The organism is Streptosporangium oxazolinicum (assembly GCF_039537505.1).
Taxonomy (GTDB): domain Bacteria; phylum Actinomycetota; class Actinomycetes; order Streptosporangiales; family Streptosporangiaceae; genus Streptosporangium; species Streptosporangium oxazolinicum.
The window spans coordinates 97,707-115,500 of sequence record NZ_BAABAQ010000015.1; the positions used below are offsets into that span (position 1 = coordinate 97,707).

The following is a 17,794-nucleotide window of genomic DNA, read 5'->3' on the forward strand; positions in this document are numbered from 1 at the left end:
TTGACCAACCCTAAACCGACTGTGCGCCCTCTGTCGCACAGGCGCACTCTGATTCGGGCGGTTCTCGGGTAATCGTGACTGTCCACAATCCCGGGAACGGCCGGTACCCGCCGTTCACCCGGGCGACGGCTCCCCGTCACCCAGTCGCGATGTCCGGTTCGCCAGTTTTCGTCGTCGGCTCCGGCTGCGAGGCCCGGCTCTCCGCCCGATCTCACGGCCACATGGCCGCCGTATGGCCGCCTCCGGCCACGGAGGCCGGCCTGGTCGTTCTGCCGGCCCGGCCACGGTGATCGGCCCGGTCGCGCCGCAGGGCGGACCGGGCCACCGGGGGAGCTGCCTCAGCTGCAGGGGTCGGTCTTGCTGTCGACGATCTTGTCCGTGAGGGCGTCGGGGATCTTCGGGAGGACACGGACGCCCGGCCAGTCGGCGCCGATGACCAGCTGGATGACCGGACCGGTCGGGGCCTTGGCGCCCGGGGTGGGCGTGGGGGCCACGGCCGGGACGTACTTCTCGGTGGTGACCGGCTTGATCTTGCCCGAGACCGGGGCGCGCTTGTCGCCGGAGAGCCTGGCGGCCACCGCGTCGCCGTACGAGACGCCGTCGGCGGTGTCCTTCTTGGCGTACCGCACCGTGGTGGTGGGCACGTTGCCGGTCGCCGGGCGGGCGTTGCCGACGTGGGTGATCACGAAGCCCTGTTCGGCCAGCTCGGCGGCGACCTCCCTGGCCCGGTTCGGCGTGTCGGTGCCGTTGAACACCTGGAGCCTGACCTGCTCACGCTTGACGGCGGGCTTGGCCTTGGGGTCCGGGGGCGGGGTGACCTCGGTGTCGTTCTTGATCGCGGCGAACAGCTGGTCGGCGTACGGCTGCAACCAGGCGACCCTGTTCGGGTCGGCGGGGTGGGGGCCCCACGGGACGGTGATCAGCTTGACGCCGTTCGCGGTCAGCTTCTGGGCGCTCTGCCCGATCTGCAGGAGGGTGTTGGTGTCCTTGGCCAGGTCCTCGTCCATCCGGACGGACTGGGCGGTGGTGGTGATGAAGTTCAGCATCTTGCCGGGGTCGGTGAGCAGCTCGCTGCTGGTGGCCTTCTTCACCACCTGGCTGAGGAAGACCTGCTGGCGCTTGATGCGGCCGATGTCGCTGCCGTCGCCGTAGTTGCGCAGCCGGACGTAGCCCAGCGCCTTCTCACCCGCGAGGAGGTGCCAGCCCGCCGCGAGGGTGAGCTTGGACTTCTTGTCGTCGACCGGCTTGGTCAGGCAGATCCTGACGCCGCCGAGGGCGTTCACGATGTTCTTGAAGCCGGTGAAGTCGACCTCGACGAAGTGGTCGATGCGGATGCCGGTGAGCGACTCCAGCGTGGTGATCGTGCAGGTGATGCCGCCCTCGTTGTAGGCGGCGTTGATCATCTCGGTGCGGGCCGCGACGGGCGCGCCGTTCTCCGCCTTGCAGGGGGGCATGTTGACCACCGAGTCGCGGGGGAAGCTGACGAAGGTCGCCTTGTCGCGGTCGGGGGCGATGTGCATGAGGATGATCGTGTCGGTGCGCTTGCCCGCGTCGGCCATCTGCTGGCCGTACTTGAGGTTGTCGCCCTCGCGGGTGTCGGAGCCCACGATGAGCACGTTGAGGGCGCCCTTGACGGCCGCGGGCCGGTTCTGGCCGAGCTTGCCGCTGAGGTCGACGGTCTGGAACTCGCCGAGGGTGTCGCGGTAGACCTTGTAGCCGCCCAGGGTGCCGAGCACCAGCAGGCCGGTCGCCGCGATGCTGGCCCAGGCGCCGATGCTGAGCTTCCGCTGCTTGCGGCCCCTGCCCTTCGGCGCCTTCTCCTTCGGATGCGGAGGGAGGTCTCCCGGCGGGCCTTCCGGGGGGGCGTCCCCTCTCGCGCGCCGCGCTCCCCGGTGGCCGGGGGAGCTCGGTTCGCTCCGGCGGTCTCTGACGGCCGCCTGCCGGTGGTCGCTCATGCGATCCTCCCGCTCGGAGGTGGCGTCGTCCGGTGCTCGTGCTCGATCATCGAGCCCAAAGGGTAGATCACGGGGTGCGCGCCAGGAGTCGTAATGATGCGAACTTGGCCAAGACCGCCCCCTGACACCGCCATGATGATCCGGCGGCCAGCATACTCAAATACGGACATTCGTTGGAATGTTACTGAAATTAGGTTTACGAGCGACAAGTGCCGCTGCCAGGCAGGCGGCGGGCACGGCCGGCAGGACGTACCGGTAGTCGAACTCCGCCACCGCCGGCGGCATCACCAGCAGCACCACCGCCACCGACCAGGGCAGCGCCCACGCCGTGGAGTCCGGCCGGAAGCGCCGGACGCACGCCGCCGCGGGCGGTAGCAGCAGGATCACCAGGACCGCCGCGCCAGGCAGTCCGGCGATTCCCTGATAGGTACGCATCCAGCCCGCGTACGGTTCGACGATCCGGGTGGAGATCGGGCCCCGCTCGTAGCGCTTCGCCGCCTCGGCCCCCACCGTCGCCGGATAGCGCCCCGGTGGCGGGGGCGGTGTCGCGGGGAACCGGTAGTAGTCGTAGACCTCCTGGTCCGGGTAGACCGGGCGGCCCACGGTGAACGAGCGGGCCAGTTCCGTGGCGACCGAGCCGAGATAGTCCAGCGGCTGGCTCAGGATCGCGAGCGACGCGAACCGCCCGGCCAGCGTGTCGTTCGTCCGGGTGAAGGTGATGCCGGGCAGTTTGACCAGGGGGGAGTCCTGCGCCCAGACGTACTCCTGGGCCGGGGGCCGCTGAGCGGGCGGGCGGGGGTCGCAGAGCACCGCCAGGTCCGGCGGCGGGCGCATCACGCCGCAGTCGGCGAAGGTCATCGTCTTGCCGTACAGGAAGACGCCGTTCGCGCCCACGATGCCGATCCGCTGGTACGTGGCGTAGAACCAGGCCCCGTACCCCACGATGGGCACCGTCGCGGTGGCGAGCATCACCCCCGCCGCGAACACCCGGCCCCGCTCCCTGAAGATCAGCCAGGCCGCGAAGAGCGCCACCAGCGGCAGCCCGACGGTCCTGGTCAGCGTCGCCGCCGCGAGCAGCAGCCCGATCCCGCACGCCGTACGCCATCCGACGGAGCCGCGCACGGCCAGGCAGGCCGCCGACATGACCAGGACCGCGAACAGGGTGTCGGAGACCAGCAGGTGCTCCAGCTCGATCTGGTAGGCGTCCAGGAGGGAGGGGACGGACGCGAGCGTCGCGGCCCAGCCGGGCGCCCGCAGCCGCCGCGCGGTGAGATAGACCAGGACGCCGACCAGCAGCCCGAGCAGGTGCTGGGCCAGCGCGACGACGGCGAACTCGTGGAACGGTTCGAGCAGTCGCATGAACATCGAATATCCGGCGGGACGGACCAGGTCGGGCCGGGGTTTCAGCGCGGTGACGACGTAGGTGTAGGAGTCGGGGAACCAGAGCGCGGGCCGGTAGCCGAGCATGGTGATCACCCGCAGCGCGATCCCCGCGGCCAGCACGACCAGGAACCAGCGGTGGTCCAGGAGCCGGCGGTGTCCCGGGAGCCCGGGGCGGTCGGGAAACTCGCGGTCGCCAGGAAACCCGCGATACCGCCGCACCCACCCGATCACTCGTCCCCCTCTTCGCCCTCCTCACACGCTGCGCGTACGCTACCGGCTCCCACCCGGCCCCGCGTTCGCGCCGGGCCCGTGTCGGGTCGGTGCCGTGTCCGTGTCGAGCCCGTATCCATGTCGGGCCCGTGCCCGTGCGCGTGTCGGGTCCGTATCGGGCTCGTGTCGGGTTCCGCGCTCGTGTCGGGTCCGTTGTCCGCGCCCCGCCCCCTGACCCCGCCCCCTGGCCCTCGGTCCCCTGCCCTCTCCACGCCCCCGGCCGCCCGGACCCGTGTCCGTCCAGGCCCGGCGTGCCCGGTGCGGGTCCGGGTTGGTACTACGCTCGGTTCGCATCATGACCACCGGCTGGCTGGACCGTACGCGCAGGCCCTCGGCGGGCAGGGTGCTCGCCGTGGTCTCCGTCGCGCCCGTGCTCGTCCTGGCGGGCTGGCTGCTGGCAGGGCTGCCGCTGCTGCTGCTCGGCTGGTTCCGGCCGCTCGTCGCGGTCCCGCTGGGGCTCGCGGTCGTCGCGCTGCTGTGCCGGTACGGTCTGCGCCACCTGCCGGATACCGTCGAGGCGACCGCCTGGCAGGTCACCGGGGTGGTCGCCGCCGCCCTGGCCTCCGGGATCTTCAACGGCCTGCTCCACGGCGAGCAGTTGATCGTCCGCCGTGACCCCGCCACCTACGCGCAGTACGGCGTCTGGCTGGCCAGGCACGGCTCGCTGCCGATCCCCTTCCAGGAGCAGGCCTTCGGCGGCACCGATCCGGCGCTCCACTTCGACAGCGTGGGTTTCTACGCCTCCGGCGGCGCGGTCGTGCCGCAGTTCATGCCGGGGGCGCCGATGCTGCACGTGGTGGGCGCCTGGCTGGGTGACGTCGCGGGGCTGCTGCTGGTGCCGCCGGTGCTGGGGGCGGCGGCCGTGCTCGTCCTCGCGGGGGTCGTCGCCCGGCTCGCCGGGGCTCGCTGGGCACCCCTCGCCGCGCTGGTCTTCGCCGTCTGCCTGCCGATCCTCTACACCTCGCGGACGACCTTCAGCGAGATCCCGTCCCTGGTGCTGCTCTTCGGCGGCCTCGCCCTGCTGCACGACGCCGAGGCCAGGCTCCGCTCCCGGGTGACCGGTGCGGACCATCCGCCGCCCATGCCCTCCGTCGCCGGTTCCGGTGAGGGCCCCGCGCGGGCGGGGGCCGCCTTGGCGGGGCTGGTGTTCGGGCTGGCCGTCCTGATCAGGATCGACGGGCTGCGCGACGTGCTCCCGGTGCTCGTCTACGCCGGGCTGCTCATCGCCCTGCGCCGGGCGGGGGACAGGGACGGGGGACGGCTGGGCGTGCCGCTGCTCGGCGGCCTGGCGGCGGGGACCGGTCTGGGCCTGGCCGCCGCCTACCTGCTGTCCAGGCCGTACCTGAGATACCTGTCGGACTCGGTGATCCCGCTGCTGGCCATCTGCGGCGCGGTCGTGCTCCTCACCGTGGTGGCGGCGGCGCTCGCCCCGCGGCTCGCGGCCCCGCTGCGGCGGGTGGCCGGGATCCCGAGGCTGCCCGAGATCGCCGCCGGTCTGGTCGTGCTGGTCGCGGCGGCCTTCGCCGCCCGGCCGTGGCTGGAGACCGTGGTCCGGCCGCCCGTCACGCGGGACGACCGGGTGACCGCGCAGTTCATCGAGGGGGTCCAGCGGATCAACCGCCTGCCGATCGACGGCTCCCGGCTCTACTACGAGAACTCGGCGTACTGGGTGATCTGGTACGTCGGGCTTCCCGTGGCGATCATGGCCACGATCGCCGCGGCCGTGCTCGCGCGCAGGCTCGTCAGGGGGACGGCTCCCGGCTGGCTGCTGCCGCTGGCCGTCATCGGCTGGACCACGGTCACCACGCTCTACCGGCCCGGCATCACCCCCGACCAGCCGTGGGCCGCCCGGCGGCTGGTTCCCGTCGTCATCCCCGGCCTGATCCTGCTCGCCGTCTGGGGGCTGCGCTGGGCGCGCGACAGGGCGCGGCGGTCGGGGTACGGCCAGGGCGTGCTCAGGGGCCTCGTCGCGATCGGCGCGGTCCTCTTCCTCGTTCCCCCGGTGATCACCTCGGGGGGGACGGCGTTCAGCCCGGTCGACCGCGACGAGCTCGCCGCGGTCGAGACCATGTGCGCGGCCCTGCCGCCCCGCGCCTCGGTGCTCGTCGTCGAGCGCGTCACCGCCGCCCGCTTCACCCAGGTCGTCCGGGGCGTCTGCGGCCTTCCCGCCGCCCGGCTCGCCGTCTATCGCGGCGACGTCCCCAGGGCCGCCGACGTCAGGCGCCTGTCCGCCCGCGTCCGCGCCGCGGGCCGCACCCCGGTCCTGCTCGCCGCCGAGTCCCGGCAGCTCTCCGGATACGGCACCCCCGTCCACATCATGAACCTCCGCACCCGCCAGGACGACCGTTCCCTCGTCGGCCCGCCCAACAACACCTGGTCCCTGGCCGCCGACGTCTGGATGACCGTCCCGCGCGGGCACACGGACACGTGAGAGAAGGGGAGGCTGCCGACAGGGCTCGGAAACAGGCGGCCTCCGGTCGGTGGAGGGCGCGGACGGGGAGCGGCCCAAAGGCGTGCCGGGAAGCCGTCCCGAGAAGGTGATGTGGGCTCGGGGCTCGTCCGGGCAGAGTATCCTCGCCCGTCGAGAGCATGCCCGAGAGCCCGAGAGTGGATCAGCCGTGGACGCAACGCCGTACGTGACCATCGTCCTGCCGTGTTACAACGAGCAGGACCACGTCATCGCCGAGGTCGAGCGCATCTGCGAGGCCATGGACCACAGCGGATACACCTACGAGCTCGTGGCGGTCGACGACTTCTCCACCGACGAGACCCTGGCCAGGCTGCAGGAGGCCGCGCCCAGGTTCCCGAACATGCGGATCAGGGCCTTCCACCGCAACGGCGGCTCCGGCACGGTGCGCAGGATCGGCACGCAGGAGGCCCTCGGCGAGATCGTCGTGTGGACCGACGCCGACATGACGTACCCGAACGAGCGCATCCCCGAGCTCATCCAGATCCTGGAGAAGGACCCGACGATCGACCAGGTCGTGGGCGCGCGGACCAGTGAGGAGGGCTCGCACAAGTTCCTGCGGGTCCCGGCCAAGTGGTTCATCCGCAAGGTGGCCGAGCGGCTCGCCGGGCAGAAGATCCCCGACCTCAACAGCGGGCTGCGGGCGTTTCGCAAGTCGGTCGCCAAGCCCTACCTGAGGCTGCTGCCGCCCGGATTCTCCTGCGTCACGACGATCACGCTGTCGTTCCTGTCGAACCAGCACGACGTCTACTACCTGCCGATCGGCTACAGCAAGCGGGCGGGCAAGTCCAAGTTCAGCTTCGTCTCCGACGCCTACCGCTACATCCTGCAGGTGCTGCGGATGGTCATGTACTTCAACCCGCTCAAGGTCCTCATGCCGCCCGCGCTCTGGCTGGTCGGCATCGGCCTGGTCAAGGGCGTCGTCGACATCGTCCGCTACGGCTTCTACCTGACCAGCAACACCATCGTGATCTTCCTGTCCGGTCTGCTCATCGGCTCGCTGGCGCTGCTGGCCGACCTCATCGTGCGTTCCAGGAGCGAGTAGATGCGGATCGCCCTCGTCGGGCCGACGTACCCCTACAAGGGCGGCGGGGCCGCGCACACCACCGAGCTCGCCCACCGGCTGCGGGCCGCCGGGCACGACGTGGTGATCGAGTCGTGGCGGGCGCAGTACCCCTCCTTCCTGTATCCGGGGCGGCAGACCGCCGACACCCCGGACGGCGAGCCGTTCCCGCACGTCCGGCGCGACCTCGACTGGCGCCGCCCGGACGGCTGGGTCCGCGCCGGGCGGCGGCTCAGGAGCGCCGACCTGGTCGTCCTCACCGTCCTCAGCCCGGTGCAGGTCCCGCCCTACCTGGGCGTCCTGTACGGCCTGCGCCGCCGGACCCGGGTCGTGGCGCTCTGCCACAACGTCCTGCCGCACGAGCGCAAGCCGTACGACGCGCCGCTGATGAGGGCGCTGCTGCGCCGGGTGGACGGGGTGCTCGTCCACTCCGAGGGGCAGGCGGAGAAAGCCCGCGACCTGGCGGCCACCCCGGTGCGGGTGGCCGAGATGGCGCCGCACCTGCCTTCCCGGACCGGGGGGCACGCTCCGGAGGAGGGCGTGCACAACAGGCTGCTGTTCTTCGGCCTCGTCCGGCCGTACAAGGGGCTGGACCTGCTGATCCGCGCGCTGCCCGAGGGCGTGTCGCTGCGGGTCGCCGGGGAGTTCTGGGGCGGCCTGGAGGGGACGACCAGGGCACTCGTCGCCGAACTGGGCCTGGGCGGGCGGGTGGAGCTGCGGCCGGGGTACGTGGCCTCGGCCGACGTGCCGGGGCTGTTCGCGGACGTGGACGCGCTGGTCCTGCCCTACCGGAGCGGGACGGCGAGCCAGCAGGTGTGGCTCGGCCACGAGCACGGGGTGCCGGTCGTCGCCAGCCGGGCGGGCACGCTCGGTGACCACGTCACCGACGGGGTGGACGGCCTGCTGGTCGAGCCCGGCTCGGTGGAGGGGCTGCGCGCCGCGCTGGCCGCGTTCTACCGGCCGGGTGAGCCCGAGCGGCTGCGCGCCGGGGTCAAGGCCGTCGATCCCGAGCCGTACTGGATCTCCTACGTCGAGACGCTGGTCTCCTCGCGCTGACCCGCCGGGCCGGAGAGGCGTCCCCAGAGGAAGCCGATCCCGGCCCAGCTCAGGTCGGCCAGGGTGAACATCACCCTGGACACCACCGCGGCCACCAGTGCCCTGGGGGAGTCGAGCACCGGCGCCAGCGCGAGCACCAGCGCCCCCTCGCGGACGCCGATCCCGGCGGGGACGATCACCGTGACGATGCCCGTCGCCCAGGCCAGCGCGTAGGCGCCGACCGCCACCGGATAGAGGGAGGCGCCCGAGGCGCCCAGGTCGGCCATGGGGAGCAGCAGGTGGGGGCCGTACACCAGCCAGCCGGTGATCGTCAGGGCGACCGCGAGGAGCACGGCCCTGCCACTGAGCAGCCGTCCCTGGCCGAGGGGCTCCTGGCGGGCGATCCGCAGGGCCAGGTTGAGCCCGAAGGTGAGCACCGCCGGGTGCAGGCAGACGGCGATGACGGGGATCAGCGCGAGCAGGTACCACGCCTGGGTCATGGTCTCCCGCAGGGTGACCGCCGCGACGAGGAGGGCGCAGCCCAGGGAGACCAGCAGGGCGAGGGAGACGGAGCCGAACATGCGCCGGGGCGGGACGTCGTGGTCGCGGCCGAGCTCCATCATCGCGGCGTACGCCCAGACGCTGCCCGGCACGTACTTGCCGAGCTGGCCGACGAAGAACACCCTCGCGGTGCTCCCGAGGGGGAGCGGCGAGCCCATCCCGGCCAGCACCGTCCGCCAGGCCAGCGTCATGACGCCGATCCCGGCCATCACCGAGAGGTAGGACCCGCCGAGCGACCACCACGACAGCTGGGAGATCGCGGCCGCCGTCTCGTCACGGTTCCTGACCAGGCCGTACCCGAGAAAACCCACCGCGACCAGCGCGAGCAGCACCCGCAGGAGGCGGCTTGACCGCAGTCGGCTGAGCATCCGCCAAGGGTACGACGCCGCATTACCCGGCGGTAGGGCCGTGGGTCACCGGTACTCTTGGGCGGCGTGGTGGAGCGGTGGCGGAGCGCCCCGAGGCACCGTCCTGAAAGCACCCTTCCGGGAGGCGCCCTGCCTCCGGGAGGTGCCGTACCTCCGGGAGGCATCGTGTTTCCGGGGAGTGCCGTGCTTTCGGGAGGTGCGGTGTTTTCGGGAGACGCCGTGTTTTCGGGAGATGCCATGCTTTCGGGAGGTGCCGTGCGAAGGACGCCGTCCCGAGACGCCCGGAGACGTCCGGAGGGAAGGTCCCGGCGTCACGCGCGGAGGGGAAGAAGAAGAGGAGCGGTGAGCGAGTGATGAGCGCCGAGCGGGTCGCGCAGCTTGAGTACTCCGAGTTCCAGGCGGCGATGCTGGACGAGGAGAAGCGCCGCAGGAAGGCCGCGAAGATCGTCGCGGTGCTCGGGCACTTCCTCGGCAGGGACAAGGACGTCCTCGCCGGTCTGACGGTCGCCGACATCGGCTGCTCGGCGGGCTTCATCGCCGACGAACTGGCTGCGGCGGGCGCGAAGCACACGTTCGGCGTCGACATCGACGTGCCGGGCCTGCGCAAGGCGTCCCAGAGGTTCGGCGAGCGGGTCGCGTTCGTGTGCGCCGACGGCACCGCGCTGCCCTTCCCCGACGGCTCGGTCGACGTGCTGGTCTTCAACCACATCTACGAGCACGTGGTCGACCCGGACGCGATCATGGCCGAGATGCGCCGGGTGCTGTCCGACGACGGCGTCCTCTACCTGGGGCTGGGCAACCGGCTCGGGGTGATGGAGCCGCACTACAAGCTGCCGTTCCTGTCCTACCTGCCGCCCGCGCTGGCCGACCGCTACGTGCGGCTCTCCGGCCGGGCCGACAGCTACTACGAGCGCTACCGCACCCGCCGCGGCCTGCGGAAAATGGTGCGCGGCCTGCGGGTGTGGGACTACACCTTCCCCGTGCTCGCCACCCCGGCCGCGTTCGCCGGGAACGAGCTCTTCCCCGGCGTGGTGGGACGGGTGGCGGGCGGGGTGCTGTCCAGGCTGCCCCGCCCGGTGCTGCGGGCCCTGCTGCCGGTGGTGCCCACCTACCTGTGGGTGGCGACCAGGGGTGACCGCCGCCCGGCCGGGCTCTCCCTGCCCCGGCCGCCAGAGCGGGTACGCCCCCTGTGAGCCTCCCCGCAGCCGTGATCACTGGAACCGGTATGCCCCCTGTGAGCCTCCCCGCAGCCGTGATCACTGGAACCGGTATGCCCCTTGTGAGCCTCTCCGCAGCCGTGATCACCGGAGCCGGTACGTCCCCGGCGGGTCTCCCGTGACCGCGCGGGCCGGGTCCGGCACGTCCACCCTGAGGCGGCTGGCCCGCGTCGGCTTCCTGCTCGTCGCGCTCGGGTTCGGCGCGTGGGTGGTGGTGGGCCAGTGGGACGAGATCCGCGCGGGGTTCGCCCGGCTGTCGTGGGCGTCGCTCGCGCTGTCGCTGGTCGCGGTGCTCGCCGCGCTGTGCGGCGGGATGATGACGTGGCGGGCGCTGCTGGCCGACCTGGGCTCGCCGCTGCCCCTGCGCGCCGGGGCGAGGGTCTTCTTCGTGGGCCAGCTGGGCAAGTACATCCCGGGCTCGCTGTGGCCGGTGATCGCCCAGATGGAGATGGGCCGGGAGCTGGGGGTGCCCCGGTCGCGGAGCGCGGCGGCGTTCTTCCTCACGCTGCCGGTGCAGCTCGGCAGCGGGCTGGTGGTCTCGGGGGTGGCCCTGCTGGCGGCGCTGCCGGGGTCGGTGGCGCCGTACGCGTGGGTGTTCCTGCTGATCCCGGTGCTCGCGGTGGCCTTCGAGCCGAGGGTGATCAACGCGGTCCTCGGATTCGGGCTGCGGAAGCTGAGGCGCGAGCCGCTGGAGCGCCCGCTCACCCGCCGGGGCATGCTCACCGCGCTGGGCTGGGCACTGCTCGGCTGGATCGCGTACGGGCTGCACCTGGCGGTGATCGTCCACGACCTCGGGTCCTCCGGCTTTTCCGCGGTCCTGTTCTCGATCGGCGCGTTCGCGCTGTCATGGTGCCTGGGGATCATGACGTTCGTCGTCCCGGCGGGGGCGGGGGTGCGCGAGGTGGCGATGGTGGCCGTCCTGGCGCCGGTCCTGGACCAGGGCTCGGCCATCGCGGCGGCGCTCTGCTCCCGGGTCGTGATCATTCTCGGCGATCTCCTCTGCGCGGGTCTCGCCGGTCTGGCCGCGCGCCGCGCCGAGGGGTCCCGGAAGGACCACGCTTCGGGAAAAGCAGTGTGATTTCCCCCACGATTCCGGAGACTCTGGCAATAGAGTAAACAGAGGAAGGGGACGGTCGTCCCGATGTGGATCATGAGGGGAGCGATCCTTCTTGACGCCGAGAGTGCTCGTCGACGCGGCCGCGGTTCCGGCCGATCGCGGTGCGCTGATCAGGTACGTCGATGGACTCGTCGCCGCACTGGACCGGGCGGGCGCTGACCTCGCGGTCGTCTGCCAGCGCGCCGACGCCGCCCGATACGCCGGACTGGCGCCCTCCGCACGGATCGTGCCGGGGCCTCACGGGATCACCAACCGGGCCGCCCGCCTGACGTGGGAGCAGACGGGTCTCCCGTTCCTGGCCCGGCAGGTCGGCGCCCAGGTCATCCACGCCCCCTACTACTCGATACCGCTGAGCCCGGGGCTGCCCACCGTGGCGACCGTGCACGACCTCACCTGTTTCACCGAGCCCCTGCAGCACGACGCGGTCAAGGCGGCGTTCTTCCGCGCCGCGACCCGCACGGCGGTCCGGCACGCCGCCCGGGTGATCGTGCCCTCCAAGGCGACCAGGGACGAGCTGATCAGGATCCTCTCGGCCGACCCGACCCGCATCGACGTCGCCTACCACGGTGTCGACCCGGCGCTGTTCCACCCGCCGTCCGAGCGTGAGATCACGCACGCCTCCGACCGGCTCGGCCTGCACGGCACCCCGTACGTCGCCTTCCTGGGCCCGCTGGAGCCGCGTAAGAACGTGCCAAACCTGATCCGCGGCTTCGTACGGGCCGTCGAGAACCTCCCGGATCCGCCCGCCCTGGTGCTCGCCGGGGGCATCCGCGACGTCGAGGTGGACGCCGCGGTGGAGGAGGTCCCCTCGACCGTGCGGGTGCTGCGTCCCGGCTTCCTGTCGTTCGCCGACCTGTGCGGTTTCCTCGGCGGGGCGGTGGTCGCGGCCTTCCCCTCGCGGGGCGAGGGCTTCGGGCTGCCGGTGCTGGAGGCGATGGCCTGCGGCGCGCCGGTGCTCACCACCCACCGCACCTCGCTGCCCGAGGTGGGCGGCGACGCGGTCGCCTACACCGAACCCGACGCCGAGAGCATCGCCGAGGCGCTGCGTACGCTGCTCTCGTCGCCCGAGCGCAGGGGGGTGCTGTCCGTGGCCGGGATCGCCCGCGCCAAGGAGTTCACCTGGGACGCCTCGGCCGAGGCGCACCTGCTCTCCTACCAGCGTGCGGCCGAGTAGTGAGCTAACCTCGCGGAATGATGGAGACCCCCTTGCCCGATCTCGAGGCGATTCTCCTTGTCGGTGGACGAGGGACACGCCTGCGTCCGATGACGCTCGGCACCCCGAAACCCCTGCTGCCCACGGCCGGGGTTCCCTTCCTCGCCCACCAGCTCGCCAGGGCGAGGGCCTTCGGCGTGCGGCGCATCGTGTTCGCCACCTCCTACCGGGCGGAGATGTTCTCCGAGGCGTTCGGAGACGGCGAGGCGTTCGGCCTATCGCTCGAATACATGACGGAGGAGGTCCCGCTCGGCACCGGCGGGGCCATCCGCAACGCCGCCGAGGCGCTGACCTGCGGCCCCGATGATCCGGTGCTCGTGCTCAACGGCGACATCCTCTCCGGTCACGACATCGGCGAGCAGGTCGCGACGCACGTCGCGGGGGGTGCCGCCGTCACCCTGCACCTGACCGAGGTGGAGGACCCCTCGCGCTTCGGCTGCGTGCCGACCGACGAGGAGGGGCGGGTGACCGCCTTCCTGGAGAAGACCCCCAACCCGGTCACCAACCGGATCAACGCCGGATGTTACGTCTTCACCCGCTCGGTGATCGACACGATCCCCGAGGGCGAGGTCGTCTCGGTCGAGCGCGAGACCTTCCCCGGCCTGATCGAGGACGGCGCCCTGGTGCTCGGCTACGCCGACGCGTCCTACTGGCTCGACGTGGGCACGCCCGCGGCCTTCGTGAAGGGCTCCCGCGACCTGGTCCTCGGCCGCCTCGCCTCGCCCGCCCTGCCGGGTCCCACCGGCGACTTCCTCGCCCTGCCCGGCGCGATGATCTCACCCGAGGCCAAGGTCTCCGGCGGTTCCGTGATCGGGGCCCGCGCGATCGTGGAGTCGGGGGCGCAGATCAGCGGAAGCGTCCTCGGGGACGACTGTGTCGTGCACTCGGGCGCGGTCGTGGTCGACTCGGTGGTCGGCATCGGCGCGCGGGTCGACTCCGGGGCGGTCCTGAGGGACGTGGTGCTCGGCGACGGCGCCGTGGTCGGTTCGGGCAACGAACTGCTCGCGGGCAGCCGGGTCTGGCCGGGCGTGGTGCTTCCCGAGTTCGCGATCCGCTTCTCCAGCGACATCTGACCGTTCGCGGCGCGGGCACCTTCGTGAGGGAACGTGAGTGGTGCCCGCCGTGGCCGGTCGACCTGGCGCTGGCGTTCGACCCGCACCGGCGCGGGACCGGCGACCCCACCCTGAGGACGGCGCCCGGCGGGGCCGTCTGGCGGACCTCGCGCACGCCCGACGGGCCGGGGACGCTACACGTGGCCCTGATGGGCGGCAGGGTGGCGGCCACCGCGTGGGGGCCGGGGGCGGAGTGGATGCTGGAGACGCTTCCCGCGCTGCTGGGCGACGGTGACGACGTGTCGGGGTTCGTTCCCGGGCACGACTGGCCGGGGGTGCTGCGGAACGCGGCGAGACGCTATCCCGGGCTCAGGATCGGCCGGACGTCGAGGGTGCTGGAGGCCCTGGTCCCGGCCGTGCTGGAGCAGAAGGTGGTGTCCACCGAGGCGTGGCGGGCGTGGCGGTGGCTGCTGGGCCGCTACGGGGAGCCCGCGCCGGGGCCCGCGCCCGAGGGGATGCGGGTCTTTCCCGAGCCCGAGGTGTGGCGGTCGATCCCGTCGTGGGACTGGCACCGCGCGGGGGCGGAGGCGGTGCGGGCCCGGACGATCGCGAACGCCGCCCGGCACGCGGGGAAACTGGAGGCGACCGGGGGCAGCGCCGACGCGGATCGGCTGTTGAGGGCGCTGCCCGGGATCGGGGTGTGGACGTCCGCCGAGGTGCGCCAGCGCTCGCACGGTGACGCGGACGCCGTCTCGGTGGGCGACTTCCACCTGCCGTCGCTGGTCGGCTGGTCGCTCAGCGGTGAGCGGGTGGACGACGCGCGGATGTTGCGGCTGCTCGCTCCCTACCGGGGGCACCGGCATCGGGTCAGCCGGCTGCTGGGGTTGGGCGGTGTGCGGCCACCCGCTCGCGGGCCGCGAATGCCCGTGCGCGACTACCGGTCGTTCTGAGCGCCCCCTCGTCGGGGGAGGGTTCGCCGCTATGCCAGTCGAGGCTGTCGCGCGTGTCGGCTCCGATCAGCGGGGCGAGGACGGCGACGGCGGCGAGGGCGAGAAGAAACCAGATCATTTTTCGGCTCCTGCCGGGTGAGTTCCGAGGGAGGTTCTCGGAGGATCCAGGTGGGTTTCCCGCGGGTGCGGGGCTTCCGGGTGACCTCTCTAATTTATGCATCTACAAGCATTTACGTCTATCGAGACTTGCTTGACCGTACGCTTTAGGAGTTCTGAAGTGTCGGACCCCGCTCCGGCACCCGCCGCCCGGGGCGGGCTGTCTCCTCGAGAGGGCCGCGACCGGGTGCCCGGCACCGGGGAGCTCGGGGACGCGGCCGGGTGCCGGGCTCCGCGAGCGGGCACCCGCCGCCCAACATGTCCGTGCCGCGCCGTACTGTGCCGTCATGAGCGCTCATCCCACCGACAACGCGATGCGCCGGGCTTTGGCCAGGGCCCGCGACGGCAAAGCTCTCGATCTCGCCGAAACCACGACCCTGCTGCACGCACGAGACGAACATCTGGAGACCCTCCTCGACCATGCGGGGAGGGTCAGGGACGCGGGCCTGGAGGCGGTCGGGCGGCAGGGGATCATCACCTACAGCCGCAAGGTCTTCATCCCCCTGACGCGGCTGTGCCGCGACCGCTGCGGATACTGCACGTTCGCCACCGCCCCGCACAAGCTGGAAAGCATGTTCCTGAGTCCCGACGAGGTGCTGGAGATCGCCAGGCGGGGCGCGGCGATGGGGTGCAAGGAGGCGCTGTTCACCCTGGGCGACCGGCCGGAGGACCGCTGGCACCAGGCCCGTGAGTGGCTGGACGCGCACGGCTACGACGACACGCTGTCCTACGTCCGCGCGATGGCCGTGCGGGTGCTTGAGGAGACCGGGTTGCTGCCGCACCTGAACCCGGGTGTCATGACCTGGCAGGATTTGCAGCGGCTCAAGCCGGTCGCGCCCTCCATGGGCATGATGCTGGAGACGACCTCGCGGCGGCTCTTCGAGGAGAAGGGGCAGGCGCACTACGGCTCGCCCGACAAGGACCCCGCGGTGCGGCTGCGCGTGCTGGAGGACGCCGGGCGGACGAACGTGCCGTTCACCAGCGGCATCCTCATCGGCATCGGCGAGACGGTCGAGGACCGCGCCGAGTCGCTGTTCGCGCTGCGCAGGGTGGCGCGCGAGTACGGCGGCATCCAGGAGATCATCGTCCAGAACTTCCGCGCCAAGCCGGACACCGCGATGCGTGGCATGCCGGACGCCGATCTACAGGAGCTGGCCGCCGCCATCGCGGTGACCCGGCTGGTGCTGGGGCCGAAGATGCGGGTGCAGGCCCCGCCGAACCTGGTCGACTCCGAGTACGAGCTGATGATCAGGGCGGGCATCGACGACTGGGGCGGCGTCTCGCCGCTCACGCCCGACCACGTCAACCCCGAGCGCCCCTGGCCGCAGATCGACGACCTCGCCGCCCGTACGGCCGCCGCCGGGTTCGCGCTGCGCGAGCGGCTGACCATCTACCCCGAGTTCGTGCTGGCGGGGGAGCCCTGGCTCGACCCGAGGCTCAACGCGCACGTCGCCGCCCTGGCGGACCCGGAGACCGGGCTCGCCCGAGAGGACGCCGTCCTGACCGGCCGCCCCTGGCAGGAGCCGGACGGCGGTTTCGTCTCCCTGGGCCGCGTGGACCTGCACACGGCCGTCGACACCGAGGGGCGCAGCGCCGACCGCCGCGACGACTTCGACAACGTGTACGGCGACTGGGAGGCGCTCAGGGAGCGGCTGCCCGCGGCCTCCTCGATCGTGCGGGGTGACGTGCGGGAGGCCCTGAGGCAGGCCGAGAGCGACCCGGCGGGGCTGAGCGACGCCCAGGCGCTCGTCCTGCTGGACCTCGCCGGGGACCAGAACGGGGTGGGCGCCGACGACGCCGCGCTGGACGAGTTCTGCCGGATCGCCGACGGCCTGCGCCGGGAGGCGGCCGGTGACGAGGTCACCTACGTGGTGAACCGGAACATCAACTTCACCAACGTCTGCTACACCGGCTGCCGCTTCTGCGCCTTCGCGCAGCGCCGTACCGACGCCGACGCCTACACCCTCTCGCTGGAGCAGGTCGCCGACCGCGCCTGGGAGGGATGGCAGGCCGGGGCGACCGAGGTGTGCATGCAGGGCGGCATCCACCCCGACATGCCCGGGACCGCGTACTTCGACATCGCCAGGGCGGTCAAGGCCAGGGTGCCGGAGATGCACGTCCACGCGTTCTCTCCGATGGAGGTGATCAACGGCGCCAGCCGCACCAATCTGTCCATCGAGGACTGGCTGGTCGCCGCGAGGGAGGCGGGCGTCGACTCGCTGCCGGGCACCGCGGCGGAGATCCTCGACGACGACGTCCGCTGGGTGCTGACCAAGGGCAAGCTTCCCACCAGGGAGTGGGTCGAGGTCATCTCCACCGCGCACCGGGTCGGCCTGCCGACGACCTCCACGATGATGTACGGCCACGTCGACAACCACGCGCACTGGGTGGCGCACATCCGGCTGATCCGCCGCATCCAGGAGGAGACCGGCGGGTTCTCCGAGTTCGTGCTGCTGCCGTTCGTGCACCACAGCGCGCCCATCTACCTGGCGGGGATCGCCCGTCCCGGGCCGACGGCGCGGGAGAACCGGGCCGTGCACGCGCTGGCCCGCGTCCTGCTGCACGGCGCGATCGCCAACATCCAGTGCTCGTGGGTGAAGCTCCAGGACGGCCTCTGCCGCGAGGTGCTGCTGGGCGGGGTCAACGACCTCGGCGGCACCCTGATGGAGGAGACGATCAGCAGGATGGCCGGGTCCGAGAACGGCTCCTTCAAGACCATCAGCGAGATCGAGGCGATGGTCGCGCCCACCGGGCGGCCGGTCCGGCAGCGCCTGACCGGGTACGGCGTGCCGGACGCCGAGCGGGTGGCCGCGGCCAGGGCGAGCGACGGCGTCTGCCGCAGCGTCCGTCCCGGCCTCCGTCCCAACGCCCTTCCGCTGCTCTCCCTGGAGCCGTCGGCGAAGTTATAACGAGTTCTACGTCCGGCTGCCTTTCGTGAGAGGTTCGTGGGCACAATCGTCATTCCCCTGTAGCCGTATGTAGGGAGA

The 17,794-nt window shown here is 72.0% G+C and carries 12 protein-coding genes; 9 read left to right on the forward strand and 3 right to left on the reverse strand.

Features of this window, described 5'->3' with window-relative positions:
- Positions 1–338: 338 nt before the first annotated feature.
- A complete protein-coding gene (locus ABD817_RS32930) occupies positions 339–1,955 on the reverse strand; it encodes an LCP family protein (protein ID WP_344922199.1) in 1,617 nt (538 codons plus the stop codon).
- Positions 1,956–2,111: 156 nt separating this feature from the next.
- Positions 2,112–3,569 (reverse strand): hypothetical protein, encoded by a 1,458-nt coding sequence (locus tag ABD817_RS32935; RefSeq protein WP_344922201.1) that lies wholly within the window; start codon positions 3,567–3,569, stop codon positions 2,112–2,114.
- A gap of 334 nt (positions 3,570–3,903) precedes the next feature.
- Between ABD817_RS32935 and ABD817_RS32940 the strand changes: the two genes are divergently transcribed.
- From ABD817_RS32940 to ABD817_RS32950, 3 genes are all read left to right on the forward strand, one after another.
- A complete protein-coding gene (locus tag ABD817_RS32940; protein WP_344922203.1) occupies positions 3,904–6,039 on the forward strand; it encodes a hypothetical protein in 2,136 nt (711 codons plus the stop codon).
- 187 nt (positions 6,040–6,226) lie between these two features.
- Positions 6,227–7,120, forward strand: a complete 894-nt coding sequence (locus ABD817_RS32945; protein WP_344922204.1) for a glycosyltransferase family 2 protein — start codon at positions 6,227–6,229, stop codon at positions 7,118–7,120.
- Positions 7,121–8,194 carry a glycosyltransferase family 4 protein gene (locus ABD817_RS32950; protein WP_344922205.1) on the forward strand — a complete coding sequence of 358 codons (1,074 nt, stop codon included), beginning with the start codon at positions 7,121–7,123 and terminating at the stop codon, positions 8,192–8,194.
- Here ABD817_RS32950 and ABD817_RS32955 read toward each other — a convergent pair.
- A complete protein-coding gene (locus tag ABD817_RS32955) occupies positions 8,164–9,102 on the reverse strand; it encodes a lysylphosphatidylglycerol synthase domain-containing protein (RefSeq protein WP_344922206.1) in 939 nt (312 codons plus the stop codon). The two genes, ABD817_RS32950 and ABD817_RS32955, sit on opposite strands and share 31 nt — an antisense overlap.
- A gap of 353 nt (positions 9,103–9,455) precedes the next feature.
- Between ABD817_RS32955 and ABD817_RS32960 the strand changes: the two genes are divergently transcribed.
- The 6 genes from ABD817_RS32960 to ABD817_RS32985 all read left to right on the forward strand — a co-directional run bounded on the left by ABD817_RS32960 (position 9,456) and on the right by ABD817_RS32985 (position 17,716).
- Positions 9,456–10,295 (forward strand): class I SAM-dependent methyltransferase, encoded by an 840-nt coding sequence (locus tag ABD817_RS32960; RefSeq protein ID WP_344922207.1) that lies wholly within the window; start codon positions 9,456–9,458, stop codon positions 10,293–10,295.
- Positions 10,296–10,437: 142 nt separating this feature from the next.
- On the forward strand, positions 10,438–11,397 hold the full coding sequence (locus ABD817_RS32965; RefSeq protein WP_344922208.1) for a lysylphosphatidylglycerol synthase domain-containing protein: 960 nt from the start codon (positions 10,438–10,440) through the stop codon (positions 11,395–11,397).
- 91 nt (positions 11,398–11,488) lie between these two features.
- Positions 11,489–12,610, forward strand: coding sequence for a glycosyltransferase family 4 protein (locus ABD817_RS32970; RefSeq protein ID WP_344922209.1), 1,122 nt, complete (start codon positions 11,489–11,491; stop codon positions 12,608–12,610).
- Between the two features lie 20 nt (positions 12,611–12,630).
- The gene (gene manB, locus ABD817_RS32975; RefSeq protein ID WP_425583432.1) at positions 12,631–13,722 is read left to right on the forward strand and encodes a mannose-1-phosphate guanylyltransferase; all 1,092 of its coding nucleotides are present in this window, start codon (positions 12,631–12,633) and stop codon (positions 13,720–13,722) included.
- A gap of 23 nt (positions 13,723–13,745) precedes the next feature.
- On the forward strand, positions 13,746–14,651 hold the full coding sequence (locus ABD817_RS32980; protein WP_344922211.1) for a DNA-3-methyladenine glycosylase family protein: 906 nt from the start codon (positions 13,746–13,748) through the stop codon (positions 14,649–14,651).
- 443 nt (positions 14,652–15,094) lie between these two features.
- The gene (locus ABD817_RS32985) at positions 15,095–17,716 is read left to right on the forward strand and encodes a bifunctional FO biosynthesis protein CofGH (protein ID WP_344922212.1); all 2,622 of its coding nucleotides are present in this window, start codon (positions 15,095–15,097) and stop codon (positions 17,714–17,716) included.
- Positions 17,717–17,794 lie beyond the last annotated feature (78 nt).